The organism is Altericroceibacterium spongiae, from assembly GCF_003610805.1.
In the GTDB taxonomy this organism is placed as follows: domain Bacteria; phylum Pseudomonadota; class Alphaproteobacteria; order Sphingomonadales; family Sphingomonadaceae; genus Altericroceibacterium; species Altericroceibacterium spongiae.
This window is the reverse complement of sequence record NZ_RAPF01000006.1, coordinates 76,733-93,690: the sequence shown is the minus strand read 5'-3', so window position 1 is coordinate 93,690 and position 16,958 is coordinate 76,733. Positions and strand designations below refer to the sequence as shown.

At 58.0% G+C, this 16,958-nt stretch carries 20 protein-coding genes; 11 read left to right on the top strand and 9 right to left on the bottom strand.

What is annotated here, in order from left to right; all coding sequences use genetic code 11:
• Positions 1–34: 34 nt before the first annotated feature.
• Positions 35–466, top strand: coding sequence for a GFA family protein (locus D6851_RS12305; RefSeq protein WP_120325186.1), 432 nt, complete (start codon positions 35–37; stop codon positions 464–466).
• On the top strand, positions 463–1,227 hold the full coding sequence (gene gloB / locus D6851_RS12300) for a hydroxyacylglutathione hydrolase (RefSeq protein WP_120325185.1): 765 nt from the start codon (positions 463–465) through the stop codon (positions 1,225–1,227). Before D6851_RS12305 ends, gloB begins: the two co-directional genes overlap by 4 nt.
• Before the next feature lie 219 nt (positions 1,228–1,446).
• Here the strand turns inward: gloB and D6851_RS12295 are convergent, their stop codons facing one another.
• The 8 genes from D6851_RS12295 to D6851_RS12260 form a co-directional block, all read right to left on the bottom strand.
• Entirely contained in the window at positions 1,447–2,028 is a 582-nt protein-coding gene (locus tag D6851_RS12295) for a F0F1 ATP synthase subunit B family protein (protein WP_120325184.1), read from the bottom strand.
• Positions 2,021–2,515, bottom strand: a complete 495-nt coding sequence (locus tag D6851_RS12290) for a F0F1 ATP synthase subunit B family protein (RefSeq protein WP_120325183.1) — start codon at positions 2,513–2,515, stop codon at positions 2,021–2,023. The genes D6851_RS12295 and D6851_RS12290 overlap by 8 nt, the downstream gene beginning before the upstream one ends.
• A gap of 87 nt (positions 2,516–2,602) precedes the next feature.
• Complete coding sequence (locus tag D6851_RS12285) at positions 2,603–2,830, bottom strand: F0F1 ATP synthase subunit C (RefSeq protein WP_120325182.1); 228 nt, start codon at positions 2,828–2,830, stop codon at positions 2,603–2,605.
• Positions 2,831–2,873: 43 nt separating this feature from the next.
• Positions 2,874–3,662 carry a F0F1 ATP synthase subunit A gene (locus D6851_RS12280; RefSeq protein WP_238474078.1) on the bottom strand — a complete coding sequence of 263 codons (789 nt, stop codon included), beginning with the start codon at positions 3,660–3,662 and terminating at the stop codon, positions 2,874–2,876.
• Between the two features lie 54 nt (positions 3,663–3,716).
• A complete protein-coding gene (locus D6851_RS12275; RefSeq protein ID WP_120325181.1) occupies positions 3,717–4,034 on the bottom strand; it encodes an AtpZ/AtpI family protein in 318 nt (105 codons plus the stop codon).
• A 137-nt stretch (positions 4,035–4,171) separates the two neighbouring features.
• On the bottom strand, positions 4,172–4,573 hold the full coding sequence (locus D6851_RS12270; protein ID WP_238474077.1) for a YdbL family probable chaperone protein: 402 nt from the start codon (positions 4,571–4,573) through the stop codon (positions 4,172–4,174).
• 37 nt (positions 4,574–4,610) lie between these two features.
• The gene (locus D6851_RS18060; RefSeq protein WP_238474076.1) at positions 4,611–4,856 is read right to left on the bottom strand and encodes a YnbE family lipoprotein; all 246 of its coding nucleotides are present in this window, start codon (positions 4,854–4,856) and stop codon (positions 4,611–4,613) included.
• Positions 4,853–8,068 carry an intermembrane phospholipid transport protein YdbH family protein gene (locus tag D6851_RS12260; protein ID WP_120325180.1) on the bottom strand — a complete coding sequence of 1,072 codons (3,216 nt, stop codon included), beginning with the start codon at positions 8,066–8,068 and terminating at the stop codon, positions 4,853–4,855. Before D6851_RS12260 ends, D6851_RS18060 begins: the two co-directional genes overlap by 4 nt.
• A gap of 106 nt (positions 8,069–8,174) precedes the next feature.
• On the opposite strand from D6851_RS12260, the gene radC reads away from it, so the two are divergent.
• The 4 genes from radC (at position 8,175) to pyrF (ending at position 11,493) form a co-directional block, all read left to right on the top strand.
• Complete coding sequence (gene radC / locus D6851_RS12255; protein WP_120325366.1) at positions 8,175–8,900, top strand: RadC family protein; 726 nt, start codon at positions 8,175–8,177, stop codon at positions 8,898–8,900.
• A gap of 136 nt (positions 8,901–9,036) precedes the next feature.
• The gene (gene purB / locus D6851_RS12250; RefSeq protein WP_120325179.1) at positions 9,037–10,347 is read left to right on the top strand and encodes an adenylosuccinate lyase; all 1,311 of its coding nucleotides are present in this window, start codon (positions 9,037–9,039) and stop codon (positions 10,345–10,347) included.
• A 103-nt stretch (positions 10,348–10,450) separates the two neighbouring features.
• Positions 10,451–10,822: a LapA family protein gene (locus D6851_RS12245; RefSeq protein WP_183030086.1), complete on the top strand. Its 372-nt coding sequence runs from the start codon at positions 10,451–10,453 to the stop codon at positions 10,820–10,822.
• Complete coding sequence (gene pyrF, locus D6851_RS12240; RefSeq protein ID WP_120325177.1) at positions 10,819–11,493, top strand: orotidine-5'-phosphate decarboxylase; 675 nt, start codon at positions 10,819–10,821, stop codon at positions 11,491–11,493. The genes D6851_RS12245 and pyrF overlap by 4 nt, the downstream gene beginning before the upstream one ends.
• A 60-nt stretch (positions 11,494–11,553) precedes the next feature.
• Here pyrF and D6851_RS12235 read toward each other — a convergent pair whose 3' ends face one another.
• Entirely contained in the window at positions 11,554–11,970 is a 417-nt protein-coding gene (locus tag D6851_RS12235; RefSeq protein WP_120325176.1) for a DUF4019 domain-containing protein, read from the bottom strand.
• Between the two features lie 120 nt (positions 11,971–12,090).
• On the opposite strand from D6851_RS12235, the gene D6851_RS12230 reads away from it, so the two are divergent.
• From D6851_RS12230 to D6851_RS12210, 5 genes are read left to right on the top strand one after another with little or no spacing between them, the layout of a single operon-like run.
• Positions 12,091–12,732, top strand: coding sequence for a phosphoribosylanthranilate isomerase (locus tag D6851_RS12230; RefSeq protein WP_120325175.1), 642 nt, complete (start codon positions 12,091–12,093; stop codon positions 12,730–12,732).
• The gene (trpB, locus tag D6851_RS12225; RefSeq protein WP_120325174.1) at positions 12,729–13,964 is read left to right on the top strand and encodes a tryptophan synthase subunit beta; all 1,236 of its coding nucleotides are present in this window, start codon (positions 12,729–12,731) and stop codon (positions 13,962–13,964) included. The genes D6851_RS12230 and trpB overlap by 4 nt, the downstream gene beginning before the upstream one ends.
• Complete coding sequence (gene trpA, locus D6851_RS12220) at positions 13,961–14,755, top strand: tryptophan synthase subunit alpha (protein WP_120325173.1); 795 nt, start codon at positions 13,961–13,963, stop codon at positions 14,753–14,755. Before trpB ends, trpA begins: the two co-directional genes overlap by 4 nt.
• The gene (accD, locus tag D6851_RS12215; RefSeq protein ID WP_120325172.1) at positions 14,752–15,600 is read left to right on the top strand and encodes an acetyl-CoA carboxylase, carboxyltransferase subunit beta; all 849 of its coding nucleotides are present in this window, start codon (positions 14,752–14,754) and stop codon (positions 15,598–15,600) included. The genes trpA and accD overlap by 4 nt, the downstream gene beginning before the upstream one ends.
• 29 nt (positions 15,601–15,629) lie before the next feature.
• A complete protein-coding gene (locus tag D6851_RS12210) occupies positions 15,630–16,928 on the top strand; it encodes a bifunctional folylpolyglutamate synthase/dihydrofolate synthase (protein ID WP_120325171.1) in 1,299 nt (432 codons plus the stop codon).
• Positions 16,929–16,958: the final 30 nt, after the last annotated feature.

The following is a 16,958-nucleotide window of genomic DNA, read 5'->3' as shown; positions in this document are numbered from 1 at the left end:
TTCGGCCCAACAGTGGAATGGTCTACAAAGGGGTATGACCGATACCTCCCCTCCTTCACATGAAGCCCGTTGCCAGTGCGGTGCGCTCACCGCGACCGTGCCTGCCGATGCCGCGCCCATGACGGTGCTGTGCCATTGCAGCGACTGTCAGCGCCGCACCGGTTCCCCTTTCGGCACCATCGCCTATTACCCTCGCGAATCCGTCAGCCTGACGGGAGAGACGCGGAGCTATTCGCGCGGAACCGCAACGGGCGGCACGATCACCAATGCGTTCTGCCCGCAATGCGGCAGCACGCTTTATGTCACCATGAGCCGCAAGCCGGAGATTGCCGGCATTCCGGTCGGGGCTTTCGCCGATCCGGCTTTTCCGCCTGCGGCCCGCTCCGTCTGGGGACAGGACCGGCATGGCTGGGTTACTCTCCCGGACAATATGGTGGCTTTCGAAAGAGGACTGGACGGCAAATGAGCGGCCTCACCATTCATCAGTTCCCCTGCCTGTCGGACAATTACGGCTATCTGCTGCACGATTCGGCGAGCGGAGAAACGGTCTGCATCGATACACCCGATGCCGATACCTATCTGCGCGAAGCTGGCGCCAGAGGCTGGCAGATCACGCAGATCTGGAACACGCACTGGCATCCCGACCATGCAGGCGGCAATGAAGCGATCAAGGCTGCCACCGGCTGCACCATCACCGCTCCGGCCGGCGATGCGGCGAAGATTGCCGGGATCGACCGGCAGGTCGGGCAAGGCGATTCGGTCCGCATCGGCGATTACAGCGCAGAGGTGATCGATGTCGGCGGGCATACTTTGGGCCATGTCGCCTATTTCCTCCCCGCAGCCGGTTTCGCCTTTGTCGGCGATTCGCTCTTTGCACTGGGCTGCGGGCGAATGTTCGAAGGCACCGCGCCGCAATTCTGGGAAAGCCTCTCGCGGCTGAAGGCGCTGCCTGCCGATACGCTGATTTATTGCGCGCATGAATATACCGCAGCCAATGCCCGCTTCGCGCTCCATGCCGATCCCGGCAATCGGGCGCTCGAATCCTATGCCGCGGAGGTGAAGGCCATGCGCGAAAGCGACAGGCCGACCGTCCCCACTCTGCTGAGCCGGGAACTGGCCACCAATCCTTTCCTGCGGGCAGACGATCCGGCCATGCAGAAACGCTGGGGCGGCACGACACCCGCCGAGACATTTGCTGCGCTCAGAGCGGCCAAGGACACCTTCTGACGTCTTCTGGCCCTGTTGCAGGGCCTTATGGCTCTGTTGCGGGCCGGTCTGGCCCCGTTCGGTGCCGTTCAGCGCCCCGTCTGGATATGATCGGTATCCTGTCGGAAAAACGACGCAATTTCGGGCTTTAGCGAATAAAGCATCGGTCCCGGAATCTGCTCCGGATACGAAAAAGGCGGCCCGAAAGCCGCCTTTTCTGTCAGCAAAAGCCGAAACCCGTCACAAACCGGCGATGGCTTCATCCACTTTTTGCCGGTCGGCATCCGCCTTGTAATTTTCAGCGATCAAACCGCGAGCAGCCAGCGCCGCAGCCGAAGCTGCTTCGGCCCGAAGATCTTCCACCGCACCGCGTTCCGCAGCAGCGATCTTGTCTTCGGCCATCTGCTGACGACGGGCAATCGTAGCTTCCGTATCGGCCTGAGCTCGCTCGACAATAGCGGAAGCTTCGGTCCGGGCATGATCGAGCATCGCCGCAGCGTCTTTCTCCGCTCCGGCAATCTTGTCAGCATATTCCTGCCGCAAAGCTTCTGCTTCGGCACGCAGCTTTTTCGCTTCGTCGAGCTGTTCGCGAATGGAAGCGATACGGCTGTCCAGCCCGCCCCCGATCGACTTGTGAACCTTGCCACCCAGAAAGGCAATCAGCAGCAGAACCAGCATAGCCACTGAAACCCATTGATAGGCTTCGAGACCGAATGCTGTGGGCTCTATCGCATGTTCACCCCCCTCATGATGCGCCACGGAAGCATGCGTTTCCGCTTCGGTATCCTGGGTCGTGAAGAGTGTTTCAGACGAATTAGCCATGGATCATAGCTTTCTTAACCGCTGCCGAGGCATTGTCTTTGGCAATCTGCATGCCGGTGAGGCGCATGACGATATCCTGCGCAGCATCACTGGCGACAGACTGAATTTCCGAAGCCGCATCGGCACGAGCGGCCTCGATACGGGCTTCTGCTTCGGCAAGCCGTGCATCGATCTTTTCCTGCGCAGCAGCGAGCTTCTGCTCTGTCTCATGCGCAGCTTTCGTCTTGGCGTCATGCACCAGAGCATGCGCCTGAGCACGGTTTTCATTTTCCCGCTTACGCCAGGCTTCTTCCTGTGCATTGGCTTCGTTGCGAGCAGCTTCAGCGGCCGAAAGGTCATCTGAAATCTGCTTGTCGCGCATGGAAACGGTGTCCATCACCTTGGGCACCATGCCACGGCCGACAATGAAGAAGACCAGGCCAAAGAAGACCAGCAGCCAGAAAATCTGGCTCGAATATGTATCAGCGAGCTGTGCTATCTGGGGCATCGGTCAGGTCCGAAATTGTGCGGGAACAAATGAGAGATCCGGCCGGAACAGGCCCGGCCGGTTCTTTCAGTACGTGTCAGTCGACAATCAGGCGACGAACAGCAAAATGATCGCGACAACGAAGGACAGCAGACCGAGAAGTTCAGCGGCGGCGAAGCCGATGAACAGGCGGCCCTGCTGTGCGTCAGCAGCGCCCGGATTACGTAGTGCGCCTTCGAGGAACTTGGCGAAAACATTACCCACGCCCAGCGAGGCAAGGCCTGCGCCAATCGCGGCAAGGCCAGCACCGAGCAGCTTTGCAGCTTCTGCGTCCATTACTAAACTCCTTTGCTTAATTCGTGTAAGTTGGTTCTCAAACTCAGTGAAGGTTTTCAGCGTCGTTGATGTAAAGCGACGTCAACAAAGCGAAAACATATGCCTGGATGCCCGCGACCAGAATCTCCAACGCGCAGATCGCGATCATCAGCAGGAAAGTCGGAATCACCACAATGATGCTCGTGCCGAGACCACCGTTAAAACCGGCGATCACGAAGCTCGACAGAACTTCCAGAAGAAGGTGCCCGGCCATCATCGCCACGAAAAGACGCAGCGCGAGGCTGAACGGACGCACCATGAAACTGGCCAGCTCGACGAAGAAAATCAGCGGCATCATCACCACGGGCGTACCGTGCGGAATGAAGAGCGAGAAAAAGTGGAAGCCGTGCTTCGCGAAACCGACCACCAGCACGATCGAAAAAGAGATCAGTGCAAGAATGCCGGTAACAGTAAAGTGGCTTGTAAAGGTGAAAGGATGGACGCCCACAATGCCCAGCGGGAATAAGCCCAGCAGATTGGCAAAGAGGATGAACATGAAAAGCGAGAAGACATAGGGCACATATTTGCGGCCGGCCTTGCCAATATTCGCTTCCAGCATGTCATCGACAAAACCGGTGAAACTTTCCACCGCCATTTGCCAGCGGCCCGGCACCAATTGGCGCTTCATGCCACCGAAAACAAACAGCCAGAGCGCGAAGGCAGCAATGCCCATCCACAGCGCACTATTCGTGAAAGCGATATTATACCCGCCCAGCTCCCAGTTATGCGAACCGAAAAGCGGTTCGATCGAAAACTGGTGCATCGGGTCGATTTTGGCCTGTTCGGCTGCCACTTGATCGCGTCCCTACCCTACGCCTAAAACTCAACCCCCTGAAACCATTCCAGGTTATTCAGGAGGTCGGCTCGAAATCCGAATTATATTCCTGAAGGCAACGATAACTCCAAGAGCCAGCATTACCAACAGTCCCCATGGCGCTGTCCCGGCAAACCGGTCGATCACCCAACCGATCACCGCACCGCCAATCAGACCCCCCAGCAATTCCGCCAGCACCCGGTTTCCCATGCGATAGCTCGCATCGTTTCCCTTCACTCGCGGCCGGTTGCGCTCATCTTCTCGCTCTCGGGCAGCTTTCAGCCGCGCCTCAAGCGCATCGATCCGCGCATCCTCACCAACGGGGTCCTCTGCGAGCTTATCATCACTCATAACAGTACTCCTTAAAGGAGAAACCAGCATAAGCAAAGACGCTCCTCGCCGAGGGCGTGGACCCCTTAGGCGGGGGGTATCTTCAAGTCAACCGGCGGAGAAGTCTTTAAGCGGTGCCGAAAAGCCACACAAACAACTTACGGACAACGTGAATCACGCTCCGGCGGAGAACTGGTGCGCGTTTTCCATTCGCCGCTCGGCGCCTGATATTTTTCACCAGGCTTTGTCCGGGCAATGGCAAGACAGCCGGCCGTGAAAGCATATTCCTGCAATGTTGCGTTCGCGGACTTGGCCTTTTCGGCATAAAGCGCCCGGCGCCGAATATTGATATCATCGACCATAGCACGAAGACCGCTCGATCCGGAGCCGACAATACCCAGATAACCATCAGGCTTTTCGCCGACTTTTCCCTGGGCACGCGCCTGCGCATAAGCCGGATCACGCTGCGCCATGGCCGGAACGGCAAGAGCGCCAGCGGACAATGCCGCAAGCGCACCATAAAGGACCCCGCGCATCCATTTTCTATCGGTTTTTGCCATTATCTGCATCCTGTTCTTTGTCCGGTCTGACAATATCTCAGAAAATATCTGCATTTGCATCGATCGTATTTCCGGCGTCCTTTGCCAGCCGATATATCACTTCCTGCTTAATATTAATGTTCAACTCGATCACAATCGGCTTGTCCGGCGCATTGACAGAAATACATCCGCTGAGCGAAACCACACCAAGCATCAATAGTCCCTTCGCCATCAGGGCACGTCCGAAAGGCAAGCCAGCTATATTATTCCGGTGCAGCCGATCTCTGACTTTGACGGGCATCATGGCATTTCCTCGCTTTCGGGGGGCTGAATAGGCTCATCATTCGGCACCTGAGCCCCGTCTGTCTTTTCTTCGGTCTCGCCCGAAGTCTGCATTTGAATGGCGTTTCCCTCGCTATCCAGCAGGCCCAGTTCGCGCGGATCGCGCAAAGCGGTTGGATCGTAAAGAGAACGCAGAGAAGTGATCAGTTTGTAGAACTGCGCGCGAATATTCACATCGAAGCGAATGGGCAGACTGGCAATTTGCCGGGTTATGAAATTACTGCTCGCACCCTCGCCCTGTTTCACACCATCGAAGCGAACCCGCGTGATAATTTCACCGGTCAGGTCTCCGTTCATGGTCACCGCCATTTCTGAATAATCCAGCGAACGCAGCGTGTCGAAAGCGAAATTGGCCATGGTTGACAGGTCTTTATAGGTCAGCTCCCCAAGATAAGCGACATTGCCGCCCGGAGACCGGGACAGAAGCTGACCATTTTCGATACGCCCGTCTTCCCCATAGAAAACCACAGGAATCCGGCCATCGAATGTGCCTGTTACTTGAAGGTTGCCCAGATCCATCCGGTCAATAAGCTTAGCCGCATTGAGCCCTTCTATCAGGAAGTTATAACGCCGCACCTCATCCTTGCCGAACGTGACCGTGACAGGTTCGAGCTGCAAAGAGCCCCCCAGAAAGGGCCAGTTCCCGCCCTCGACATCGAGATAGGTTGCGTCGCGCAACCGGAAATTGACCTGACCGTCAAACACTTCGATGCCGGGATTGATTGAAGCAATAGCAAGATGCTGATGCGGCGCGGTTGTAAGGCTCAGAAGGTCACTGAATACCACAGTGCCGGATGCCCCCTGAACCGGCCCGAAAGGTGCCGCAAAATCCAGTGCTGAACTTGAAAAACGCCCCGAACTGGTCACACCGGCTGCGTTCCAATCAATCCGGCCTTCACCCGAAACTACACCGACCATATTGGCCACGACGCCCAAAGCAAGCGGTGTCAGTCTGGTAACTTCCATATCCTCGTCGAACACAACACCTGGGACAGCAAGATCCGCATGGCCGCTGCTATCTCCCAGATCGTGCAAAATCGATACTTCCGTAATCAGCCGATGACTGGTTGGCTCCAGCAAGTCGGCTTCGGCAGTGATGACATTATCTCTGAGCGCCAGATGCGCGCCTTCCGATATCAGCGGCTCGAATCTTTTCTCGGCCTGGCGATCTTCCAGCCGGAAATGTCCATCTTCCAGCGCCAGTACGCCATCCGTGTAGCGCCATGTTCCTCCGGCCTGGATAATATCGAGCGGAACGCTTGCCAATCGCACATCCGTCCCGGCGAACTGCCCGCCGATACCTTCATCGATACGGGCTGTTAGATCACTCAATACAAACCGATTGGCAGCCTCATCTGTTCCAAGCGTAACAGCAACATCTCTGGCAGAGATGACGCCGGGATAAGCAATACCAAGCGGACCGCCATGAATGGCGATGGGGGTTTCGCCCAGAGTTCCTGCAAGATCGAGCGATGGCGTTCCGGCAACCAGCTTCAGCCCTTCACGTCCATAGCGCAAAATCGGTGCGCCCCGCGCAGGACAAAGTTCTAGACTGTTCCGGCCGAATGCCAGACTTGCCAGCTCAAGCTGGTCAAAATGCAATTTGGCACAACGACGCCAGAGGGCCAAGCCGTAAGCGGAAGACCAGTTACCCGAAAGCGGCACTTCCAGCCTATGGGCGAAACCTCCCGGCAATGCCCCGTCAGCAAGCACACGGCCGGAAAAGCCGAGCGGTCCGTCGGGCGACTGAATCACCAGCAATTCGGGAATAGCCACACTTCCGCCATCCGCCTCATAGCGGCTCATACGCAATCGCAGGAAAGCGTCACCATCGACCTGATTTCGCTCCATTCTTCCGGCAATGCGGGGTAAACCTGCACCTCCGGTCGCAAAATTTCCCGACAAACGAGGCATGCCAGGAGAAGACAGTCCGATCTGAAAGCGCGATAAAGATAACAATATGGCCCCGTCACCCCCGCGCAAGGTGGCACGTGGCACAACCATACTGCTCGCGTCGCCATTTCGGCGCAGCTTGAAATCGACATTGAGCGAGCTGTCGCGCATAGCCAGCTGCAACTGACGATCGACTCGTGTCAGGATCGGTCCGACCATAGTCTGTTTCGTGGTCGCAGCCGCCTTTTGCAGCAGGGCGCGATAATCGCTGCCCAGCCTTACATTCTCGCCGCCAAGCTGGCCGGACAAAGAGATTTGTTCGAACTGGCTCCTCGTGCGCAGCGTGCCATCAAGCGACAACGCATCTGCCAGAAGCTGCGGCGCATGGATATCGGCAGCACCCACATCGTAACGCGCCGTTATATTCGAGTCGCGAAATGTAAACTGTACCGATCCGTCCAGTCCTTTAGCACCATAATCCTGAAATTTCAGTCCATTGCCCTCTAGATTTCCCTTTCCTTCAAGCCCCGCAAAATTGCGGTCTAGCTGAAGATCGAGCTGCATGGCCAGCGATCCGAGAGCGAGTTGAGGTGATGCACAGTCGGTCTCACCAATTCTCAGAGGCCCCTTGAGAGTTGGCCGCTCGGCATCAACCCCGATCCTGCCATACAGCGAAGTCCGTTTAAGCTGGCAGCCATCAATTGCGAGCAGGGGAGCAACCGCGGCAAATTCACCAGCAAAACCACCGCGCAAATGGCCGGCTCCTGCAAGCTTGAAGCCAATCGGGCCATAATCGCTACCCAGCCGGCCCCGGGCATCGTCTACTTTCAGAACATAGTCGGGAAATTCGAAAGGTCCGCCATCGCCCGAAAACAAGATCGCATCGAGCGAGCCGAAACTTAGCTTGCCTTTGCGATAGGACCCATAGAGCCGCAACCCCTGAAGATCGATTTCGTCGATACCGGGAATACCCAGCCGTGGCGTGATGAGAACTGTGGCGCGATCCAGTGTCAGATCGGGATGGTCGGGGTCGCCGATCACGATGTTGCGCAAAACCTGGCGTCTTGGGCCGATTTCCTCGATTTCATACCGGGCATCGAGCCCCATGGATTCGAGTTCGCTGGTGATGAGGCCATCGGCGATGCGCTCACGATTCACCCAGGCGACGAGCAGCGTGACAGCCAGCAAAAGGAGACAGGCACACAGGAACCATCGCCAAAAATGGCGTTTGGGGCGGCCGTCCTGCGCCTGACTGTCCCGATCCTGAGCACCTTTGGGCATTGCGCGACACTTGCGCGCAAGATCCGCTAAAGGCAATCCAACTTTCTCTGAAGAGGCGCAGAAAGCGACTAAAAAGGTGCATAAGGACCCACAAAAGGCGCTGAATATGCTGTCAGAAGGGCCAGACACGCTTTTCCCTTCCCCTGAGGGCAAAGCGGAAAATCACACAAGTGCCGGACACAGGGCAAGACTACGCCGACGTCTGCTCAATGGCGGTGCCGAAGCGCTCGCCGATTACGAGGTGCTCGAATATCTTCTTTTCGCAGCCCGGCCCCGTGGCGACACCAAACCCGTTGCCAAAGCGCTGCTCGCTCGCTTCGGTTCGCTCTCACGCGTTCTCAATGCCGAATGGAAAGCGCTGGCTGAAATTGAGGGCATGGGCGAAGTCAGTGCTGCCTCATTGAAAGTGGTGGCCCTGGCCGCCCGACGCATGGCCCGCAGTGAATTACAGGAACAGCCTATACTGGGAAGCTGGCAAGCACTGCTCGACTATCTCGCCATCGACATGGCCCATCTCACTGTCGAACGGGTGCGGGTGCTGTATCTGGACAGCAAGAATCGGCTGATCCTCGATCACCATGCGGGAGACGGTTCCGTCGATGAAGCAGCGATTCATCCGCGTGAAGTCATTCGAAAGGCAATGGAAGTGGGTGCCGCAGCCCTGATTCTCGTCCACAATCATCCGAGCGGAAATCCCGAACCGAGCCGGGCCGATATCGAGATCACCCATCGAATCGCCGAGGCGGGCCGGCTGCTCAATATTCTCGTACACGACCATGTGGTGGTGGGGCGTGAGGGCCATGTCTCTTTGCGCGCCAAAGGCCTGATCTGATTCGCAGAAGCGCATTCGCCTTCCGAATCTCGCGCCGAATCGTCGCCCCCGTCCTGCACACTCTTGCCATTCCGCTCTGGCCGGATTAGCCGCGCAACCATTCCATTCTCAATCAATATCGCTTTCGGAGTTGCCCATGGTCCCCCGCTACGCCCGTCCAGACATGACCGCCATCTGGGAGCCGGAAGCGAAATATCGCATCTGGTTCGAAATCGAAGCCCATGCGACGGAAAAGCTGGGTGAACTCGGCGTTGTGCCGAAAAGCGCCGCCGAAGCGCTATGGGCCTGGTGGAACACCAATCCCGAAGTGGAAGTCGAAGCGATCGACAAGATCGAAGCCGTTACCAAGCATGACGTCATCGCCTTCCTTACCTGGGTCGCGGAGAATGTCGGCGAAGAAGCGCGCTTCATGCATCAGGGCATGACCAGCTCGGACGTACTCGACACCACACTGGCCGTGCAGCTCGCCCGTTCGGCCGATCTGCTGTTGCAGGATCTCGATCTGCTGCTGGCAGCCATCAAGCGCCGCGCCGAAGAGCACAAATACACCCCGACCATTGGCCGCAGCCATGGCATCCATGCCGAACCGGTGACCTTCGGCCTCAAAATGGCCGAAGCCTATGCGGAATTTTCCCGCAATCGCGCCCGCCTCGTGGCAGCCCGCGATGAAATCGCCACCTGCGCCATTTCGGGAGCCGTCGGCACCTTTGCCAATATAGACCCGTCGGTAGAAGAACATGTCGCCGAAGCGCTGGGTCTGAAACCGGAACCGGTATCCACGCAGGTTATCCCGCGTGATCGCCATGCCATGTTCTTCGCGACACTGGCCGTGATTGCCAGTTCTATCGAACGTCTGTCGGTGGAAGTGCGCCATCTTCAGCGCACCGAAGTTCTGGAAGCCGAAGAATATTTCTCCCCCGGCCAGAAGGGGTCGAGCGCCATGCCGCATAAGCGCAATCCGGTGCTGACAGAAAATCTCACCGGCCTCGCTCGCATGGTCCGCTCCTACGCTCTGCCCGCCATGGAGAATGTGGCCTTGTGGCATGAACGTGACATTTCGCACAGCTCGGTCGAACGTTTCATCGGTCCCGATGCCTGCATCACACTCGATTTCGCGCTGGCCCGCCTGACAGGAGTGGTCGACAAACTGCTCGTTTACCCCGAGCGGATGCAGAAGAATCTCGATAAGATGGGCGGCCTTGTCCATTCGCAGCGCGTGCTGCTGGCTCTTACACAGGCCGGTGTCAGCCGCGAGGATGCCTATCGCCTCGTACAGCGCAATGCGATGAAGGTCTGGGAAAGCGATGGTACGCTTTCACTCCTCGACCTGTTGAAGGCGGACGAAGAAGTCACCGCCGCTCTGACCGAAGAACAGCTCGAAGAAAAATTCGATCTCGATTATCACTTCAAAGAAGTGGACACGATCTTCGATCGCGTTTTCGATTAAAACTCAATACCGGCCCGTTTCGGCGAGCCTTGTTATCTGACACTTCCCTTCTCGCGCCGCTACGCCTAGTTTCGGCGCGAGAGGAATGAAGGAGGCTACCCTCGTGAAAATAATCCGCACCGTCGTTTGGGTAGTAATCCTGATCGCCTTACTGCTCTTCGCCTATTTCAACTGGAAGCCAGTTGAAGTGAAGATCTGGGAAGGGCTGATTCTCGAAACGAAGATCCCTGCGCTGGTGGTAATCTCTTTCCTTGTCGGACTGATCCCCATGTGGCTCATTCACCGGGCGAGCCGATGGCAGAATCGCCGCCGCATTGCATCGCTGGAAAATGCAGTGCGTAATGCTACCGCAGCTGCGGAACCTGCGCCTTCTGCTCAAGCGACGAAGGGCACGGACACAAACACTGAAACACCGTCTTCTTTCACGTCCACTGACACACCTCACCAGCCCGCCAATCAGCAGGATCCGGCATGACCAACCCCGTCTATCTCGCACTCGATCTCCCGCAAATCGACGATGCCAAAGCGCTGGCCAAACGGGTCGGCCCGCATGTAGGCGGAGTAAAGCTGGGGCTCGAATTCTTCTGCGCCCACGGGCCGCATGGCGTACATCAAATGGCGGAGCTGGGCCTGCCGGTTTTCCTCGATCTCAAACTGCACGATATTCCCAACACGGTGGCCAGTGCGATGCGCGCTATCAATGCGCTCCAACCCGCCATTGTCACTGTCCATGCAAGCGGCGGCCGGGCCATGATGGAAGATGCCAAGGCAGCCGCCGGGGAACATTGCAAAGTGGTCGGTGTGACCATGCTAACCAGCCTCGATCAACGCGACCTCACCCGCACCGGCATTTCCGGTACGCCGCAGGATCAGGTCATGCGCCTGGCCGAACTCGCCGAAGCCTCCGGGCTCGACGGGATTGTCTGTTCCGGTCATGAGATCGAAGCCGTGCACGCCCAGTGGAAACACGGTTTCCATGTCGTTCCCGGACTCCGTCTGCCATCCCATGCAGCGGGCGATCAGAAACGCACCGTCAGCCCACGCGAAGCACGGGACCGCGGGGCGAGCGTGCTGGTTATCGGGCGGCCGATCAGCCGTGCCGAAGACCCGGCTACCGCAGCGCGTGAAATCGAAGCGACGCTGTAAAACCTATTCGATACATAGAGGATCCGTCTCTGCCTCGTGCGTTCTGACGGGGCAGACTTCCTATTTTACCATCATATCGTTCGACTGGATGTTATAGCCCGCCAGAGAAAGCCGATTATCATTGCGCAGATAGGTAAAAACCTCCTGCCCGGTACCTTCCGCAAATTCGGTTGCCATCTGCACAACCACATAGGTGCCGTCGGTTGTGGCATTGACGCGCCAGCCGACCTGCTCGCTTTTCGTCACATTTCCAAGCTTGGTATGAATGGCCTTCAGCAAACCCTCAAACTTATCCTTGGAGGTTGCTTCGCGAAAAACCGGAGCCGTCTCCTTCCATATCCTTCCGTAATCCCCTGCATCGAGATCTCCGTGGAAAGTGGAAATGTCGGCCAGCGCATCATCAATCGATTCCTGAGCTTTGCAGCCGGACAGGGAGAACACCGCTAGAACGAACAAGAAAGACAATCGACGAACCATACGTTCCCCCTTTGCACATTACATTTAGTAAGTTTTGCCCGACGTCTGGCACGATGCAAGAGCACACGGGGTCGGTAACAATGGCTTCCACTCTCTTCACCGATGGCGTAATGCGCAGCCATGCCTTCTCCATCGATCAAAATCTGCGGTATTTCGACCGCTGGCGCACTCGATGCTGCCATTCAGGGACGGGCCGATTACGCCGGTTTTGTATTCTTTCCGAAATCGCCCCGCCATGTGACTATACGCAATGTCGTATCGCTGGCGGCACGGGCACAGGGACGAATAGGCAATGTCGGTCTTTTCGTGAATCCCGATGACGATCTGCTGCGTGATGCCATCGCGGCAGGAAAGCTCGATATTATCCAGCTTCACGGTTCCGAATCGCCCGAACGTGCCGCACAGGTCAGAGAAAATTTCGGCCTGCCCGTATGGAAAGCCCTGCCAGTGGCAAGTGCGGGCGATATCGACCGGGCATCGGCCTATCACGGGGCTGCGGATCTTTTTCTTTTCGATGCCAAAACACCCGAAGGAACGCTGCCGGGCGGCATGGGCCTGAGCTTCGACTGGTCATTGCTGGCATCTTATCGCGGGCAAACACCATGGGGGCTCGCGGGGGGACTGAATCCGGATAATGTCGGCGATGCAATCCACCGGACAGGTGCTCCGCTCGTCGATACATCTTCCGGTGTTGAAAGCGCTCCAGGCGTGAAGGACGTGGACAGAATCGCGGCTTTCTGTAAAGCGGCTCGATTGATATGACCGAAAAACGCAATTCTTTCCGTAACCAGCCCGATGAAAGCGGACATTTCGGCGATTTCGGGGGACGCTATGTCTCCGAAACGCTGATGCCGCTGATCCTCGATCTGGAACAGGAATATCGCAAAGCCAAAGCCGACCCGGCCTTTCAGCAGGAATTTGAAGATCTGCTGGAACATTTCGTCGGACGGCCGAGCCCGCTCTATTATGCCGAGCGGCTGACCGAAACACTGCGTGAGAGCCTGCCGGCCGGTAAAGGCGCACAGATCTGGTTCAAACGTGAAGAACTGAACCACACAGGCGCGCATAAGATCAACAATTGCATCGGCCAGATTCTGCTGGCCATTCGCATGGGCAAAACACGGATTATCGCTGAAACAGGTGCCGGCCAGCATGGGGTGGCGACCGCCACTGTCTGCGCCCGGTTCGGCCTGCCATGCGTGATCTATATGGGCGCAACCGATGTCAAACGACAGCAGCCCAACGTGTTCCGCATGAAACTTCTCGGCGCTGAAGTGGTGCCGGTAGAAAGCGGTGCGAAGACGCTGAAAGATGCGATGAACGAGGCCCTGCGTGACTGGGTCGCCAATGTGCATGACACATTCTACATCATCGGCACGGCAGCAGGGCCGCACCCCTACCCTGAACTGGTCCGCGATTTTCAAAGCGTGATCGGTCGCGAAGCGCGCGAACAGATGCTGAGCCGCACCGGGAAGTTGCCCGATTGTGCTGTTGCTGCAGTAGGCGGCGGGTCCAATGCGATCGGCCTGTTCCACCCCTTCCTCGACGATCCAGGCGTGCAGATGGTTGGCATCGAAGCTGCGGGCCACGGGATCGACACAGACAAGCATGCCGCCAGCCTGACCGGCGGCGCGCCGGGTGTTCTGCACGGCAACAAAACCTACCTGCTTCAGGATGAAGACGGCCAGATTACAGAAGCCCATTCGATCAGTGCCGGGCTCGATTATCCAGGGATTGGCCCCGAACATAGCTGGCTGCATGAATCGGGCCGCGTCCGCTATCTGCCGATCACCGATCAGGAAGCACTGGAAGCCTTTCAGCTTTGTTGCAGTCTCGAAGGGATCATTCCGGCACTGGAAAGCGCTCATGCCCTCGCCGCCCTGCCCAGACTGTCCGGCGAATATGATCGCGACCAGATCATCCTCGTCAATGTGTCGGGCCGCGGAGACAAGGATATTTTCACCGTTGCCGAAGCATTGGGAGCGAAATTGTGACCCGCTTTGAAAAGGCTTTCGGCAAGGGCCATCCTGCGCTTGTCTGCTTCATCACCGCAGGCGATGGCGATACTGCTGCCAATCTCGACGCGCTGGTGGAAGGCGGCGCCGATGTTATCGAACTCGGCATGCCTTTCACCGATCCGATGGCGGATGGCCCGGCGATTCAGGCGGCCGATCTGCGCGCGCTCGCCAAAGGCACCAAAACGGCGGATGTGCTACGGCTGGCACGTGAGTTTCGCGAACGCCATCCCGATATTCCGCTTGTTCTGATGGGCTATGCCAACCCTATGATTCGCCGCGGCCCGGAATGGTTTGCCGCCGAATCCGCCAGAGCGGGTGTCGACGGAGTCATCTGTGTCGATATTCCGCCCGAAGAAGATGCCGCGCTTGGCCCGGCTTTGCGCGATGCCGGTATCGCTCCGATCCGGCTTGCCACCCCCACCACCGACGCTAAGCGACTGCCTGCCGTGCTCGAAGGGTCGGGCGGTTTTCTCTATTATGTTTCGGTCGCCGGAATCACCGGCATGCAGCAGGCAGCCATCGATTCGGTCGATCAGGCAGTGAGCCGGCTGAAGGCTGCTACCGATTTACCTGTGGCCGTGGGTTTCGGCGTCCGCACCCCCGAACAGGCACGCGATATCGCCCGCGTGGCCGATGGCGTGGTAGTCGGCTCCGCCCTTGTCAAACTGGTGGAAGAGCACGGAGACGATGCCCCTGCCGCCATCCGCAATCTTACAGCTTCGCTCGCCGAAGCTGTCCATAATGCGCGAAAGGAAACAGCAGCATGAGCTGGTTGAACCGCGTCCGCAATTCGCTGCCCTTCGGTTCCAAACGGGAAACCTCCGACCATCTGTGGACCAAATGTCCGCAATGTTCGCAGATGATCTTCTCGAAGGAATATGAGGAGAATCTCTCGGTCTGCCCGCGCTGCGACTATCATGGTCGCATTGGCGCCGACGCCCGGCTCGGCCAGCTGCTCGATGCAGGCTATCAGCTCCTTCCTCAGCCTCAGGTCCAGGAAGACCCGCTGAAATTCCGCGATACCAAGCGCTATGCGGATCGTCTGAAACAAGCCCGGGCCAAAAATCCGCATGAGGATGCCTTTTCGGTAGGCGCAGGCGCGATCGAAGGCCGCAAGGCTGTGGTAGGCGTGCAGGACTTCATGTTCATGGGCGGCTCTATGGGTATGGCGGTAGGCGAGGCCTTCTGCCAGGGCGCCGAACGGGCTCTGAAAGACAATTGCGGCTATATCGTAGTCACTGCGGCGGGCGGTGCGCGTATGCAGGAAGGCATTCTCAGCCTGATGCAAATGCCCAAAGCCACCGTAATGACCCGTCGCCTGCGCGATGCAGGCCTGCCCTATATCGTAGTGCTGAGCGATCCGACCACGGGTGGCGTAACCGCAAGCTATGCCATGCTGGGCGACATTCAGCTGGCCGAACCGGGCGCGCTGATCGGATTCGCCGGGCAACGTGTAATTCAGGAAACTATTCGCGAACAGCTTCCCGACGGCTTCCAGCGCGCGGAATATCTTCATCAGCATGGTATGGTAGACCGGGTGGTGCATCGCAAACATCTGAAATCCGAACTTGCCGACATCCTCGATTACCTTCAGCCGGCTCGCGCCGCCTGAAGGGATCGGCAGATCAGAGACACAGCGAAGTGAAGGACTTCGCCTCATCGGACAATCCGGCGGTTCAGGCACAGCTTGACAGGCTGGCGGCGCTCACCCTGCCGCAGGGCCGGCTGGGGCTGGAAGTCATTCACGAATTGCTGGCACGGCTGGGCGATCCGCAAAAGCGGTTGCCGCCGGCGTTCCATGTCGCCGGCACGAATGGCAAAGGCTCCACATGCACATTTTTGCGCATGATGATGGAAGCCGAAGGGCTGAGCGTTCACAGCGCGACCAAGCCGCATCTGGTCCGTTACAATGAACGGATCCGGCTTGCCGGAGAACTTATCGACGATGCTCTGCTCGCCGAATTGCTCAGGGAAGTGCTCGATACGGGCGAGGATTTGCATCCGAGCTTCTTCGAAGTCACTACAGCCGCCATCTTCCTTGCCTTTGCCCGTATTCCTGCCGATGTCTGTGTGATCGAAGTGGGGCTTGGCGGGCGCTTCGATGCCACCAATGTACTCGAACATCCTGCGGCCTGCGGCATCGCCACGCTGGGCATCGATCATGAAGCCTTCCTGCTGCGCCCCGAAGAAGGCACGCCCGATCACCCTCTGGCCCGGATCGCTTTCGAAAAAGCCGGCATTGCCCGCCCCGGCTGTCCTCTGGTGACCCAAAGCTATCCGGAGGAAGCGCGGCTGGAAGTGGAACGGATTGCCGGACTGGCAGGCGCACCGCTTCATATGCGCGGTGAAAGCTGGTGGGCCGAGATCGGCGAGACAATCGAATATCGGGATCGTTTCGGCGTCCTGACCTTACCGTTGCCCCCGCTTATGCCCGGCGTGCACCAGAGTGAAAATGCAGCGCTGGCGGTTGCCATGCTCCGCCATCAGGACCGGATAAATGTCAGCCCGGCATCGATGGCCCAGGGTATTCGCATGGCCCGCTGGCCTGCCCGTTTGCAAAAATTGTCCAATGGCCCGCTTACCCGCCATGCCGGCGCACGCGAAGTCTGGCTCGATGGCGGACATAATCCCGATGCCGGCCTTGCCATAGCGCGGCACATTGCGGACAGACCTCTTCATCTGGTGATCGGTATGCTGGCAAATAAAGACCCGTCTGCACTGATAGCACCCCTTGCAGGGTCTCTTCTCAGCATCACCGTAGTCCCCGTGCCGGGCAGCGAATGCCATACGGTCGAAGCGTTCGGCCCCTCGGCAAAAGCCGCTCCCGACGTAGCCGGTGCGCTCGACGCATTGCCGGATGACGGCCAGCAGGTTCTGATTGCCGGCTCGCTATATCTTGCCGGTAAAGTACTGCTCGCCAATGAAGAGCTGCCGGATTAGCGGCAGATGCCTTTCCAACCTTGCGAATAA

Coding starts and splice junctions, on each gene's coding strand:
- D6851_RS12290 (WP_120325183.1), bottom strand. CDS start 2,515: ATGCCCCAGATAGCACAGCTCGCTGATACATATTCGAGCCAGATTTTC.
- D6851_RS12275 (WP_120325181.1), bottom strand. CDS start 4,034: ATGAGTGATGATAAGCTCGCAGAGGACCCCGTTGGTGAGGATGCGCGG.
- D6851_RS12260 (WP_120325180.1), bottom strand. CDS start 8,068: ATGCCCAAAGGTGCTCAGGATCGGGACAGTCAGGCGCAGGACGGCCGC.
- D6851_RS12285 (WP_120325182.1), bottom strand. CDS start 2,830: ATGGACGCAGAAGCTGCAAAGCTGCTCGGTGCTGGCCTTGCCGCGATT.
- D6851_RS12295 (WP_120325184.1), bottom strand. CDS start 2,028: ATGGCTAATTCGTCTGAAACACTCTTCACGACCCAGGATACCGAAGCG.
- D6851_RS18060 (WP_238474076.1), bottom strand. CDS start 4,856: ATGATGCCCGTCAAAGTCAGAGATCGGCTGCACCGGAATAATATAGCT.
- pyrF (WP_120325177.1), top strand. CDS start 10,819: ATGACCAACCCCGTCTATCTCGCACTCGATCTCCCGCAAATCGACGAT.
- purB (WP_120325179.1), top strand. CDS start 9,037: ATGGTCCCCCGCTACGCCCGTCCAGACATGACCGCCATCTGGGAGCCG.
- D6851_RS12235 (WP_120325176.1), bottom strand. CDS start 11,970: ATGGTTCGTCGATTGTCTTTCTTGTTCGTTCTAGCGGTGTTCTCCCTG.
- D6851_RS12305 (WP_120325186.1), top strand. CDS start 35: ATGACCGATACCTCCCCTCCTTCACATGAAGCCCGTTGCCAGTGCGGT.
- D6851_RS12270 (WP_238474077.1), bottom strand. CDS start 4,573: ATGGCAAAAACCGATAGAAAATGGATGCGCGGGGTCCTTTATGGTGCG.
- accD (WP_120325172.1), top strand. CDS start 14,752: ATGAGCTGGTTGAACCGCGTCCGCAATTCGCTGCCCTTCGGTTCCAAA.
- gloB (WP_120325185.1), top strand. CDS start 463: ATGAGCGGCCTCACCATTCATCAGTTCCCCTGCCTGTCGGACAATTAC.
- radC (WP_120325366.1), top strand. CDS start 8,175: ATGCTGTCAGAAGGGCCAGACACGCTTTTCCCTTCCCCTGAGGGCAAA.
- D6851_RS12230 (WP_120325175.1), top strand. CDS start 12,091: ATGCCTTCTCCATCGATCAAAATCTGCGGTATTTCGACCGCTGGCGCA.
- trpB (WP_120325174.1), top strand. CDS start 12,729: ATGACCGAAAAACGCAATTCTTTCCGTAACCAGCCCGATGAAAGCGGA.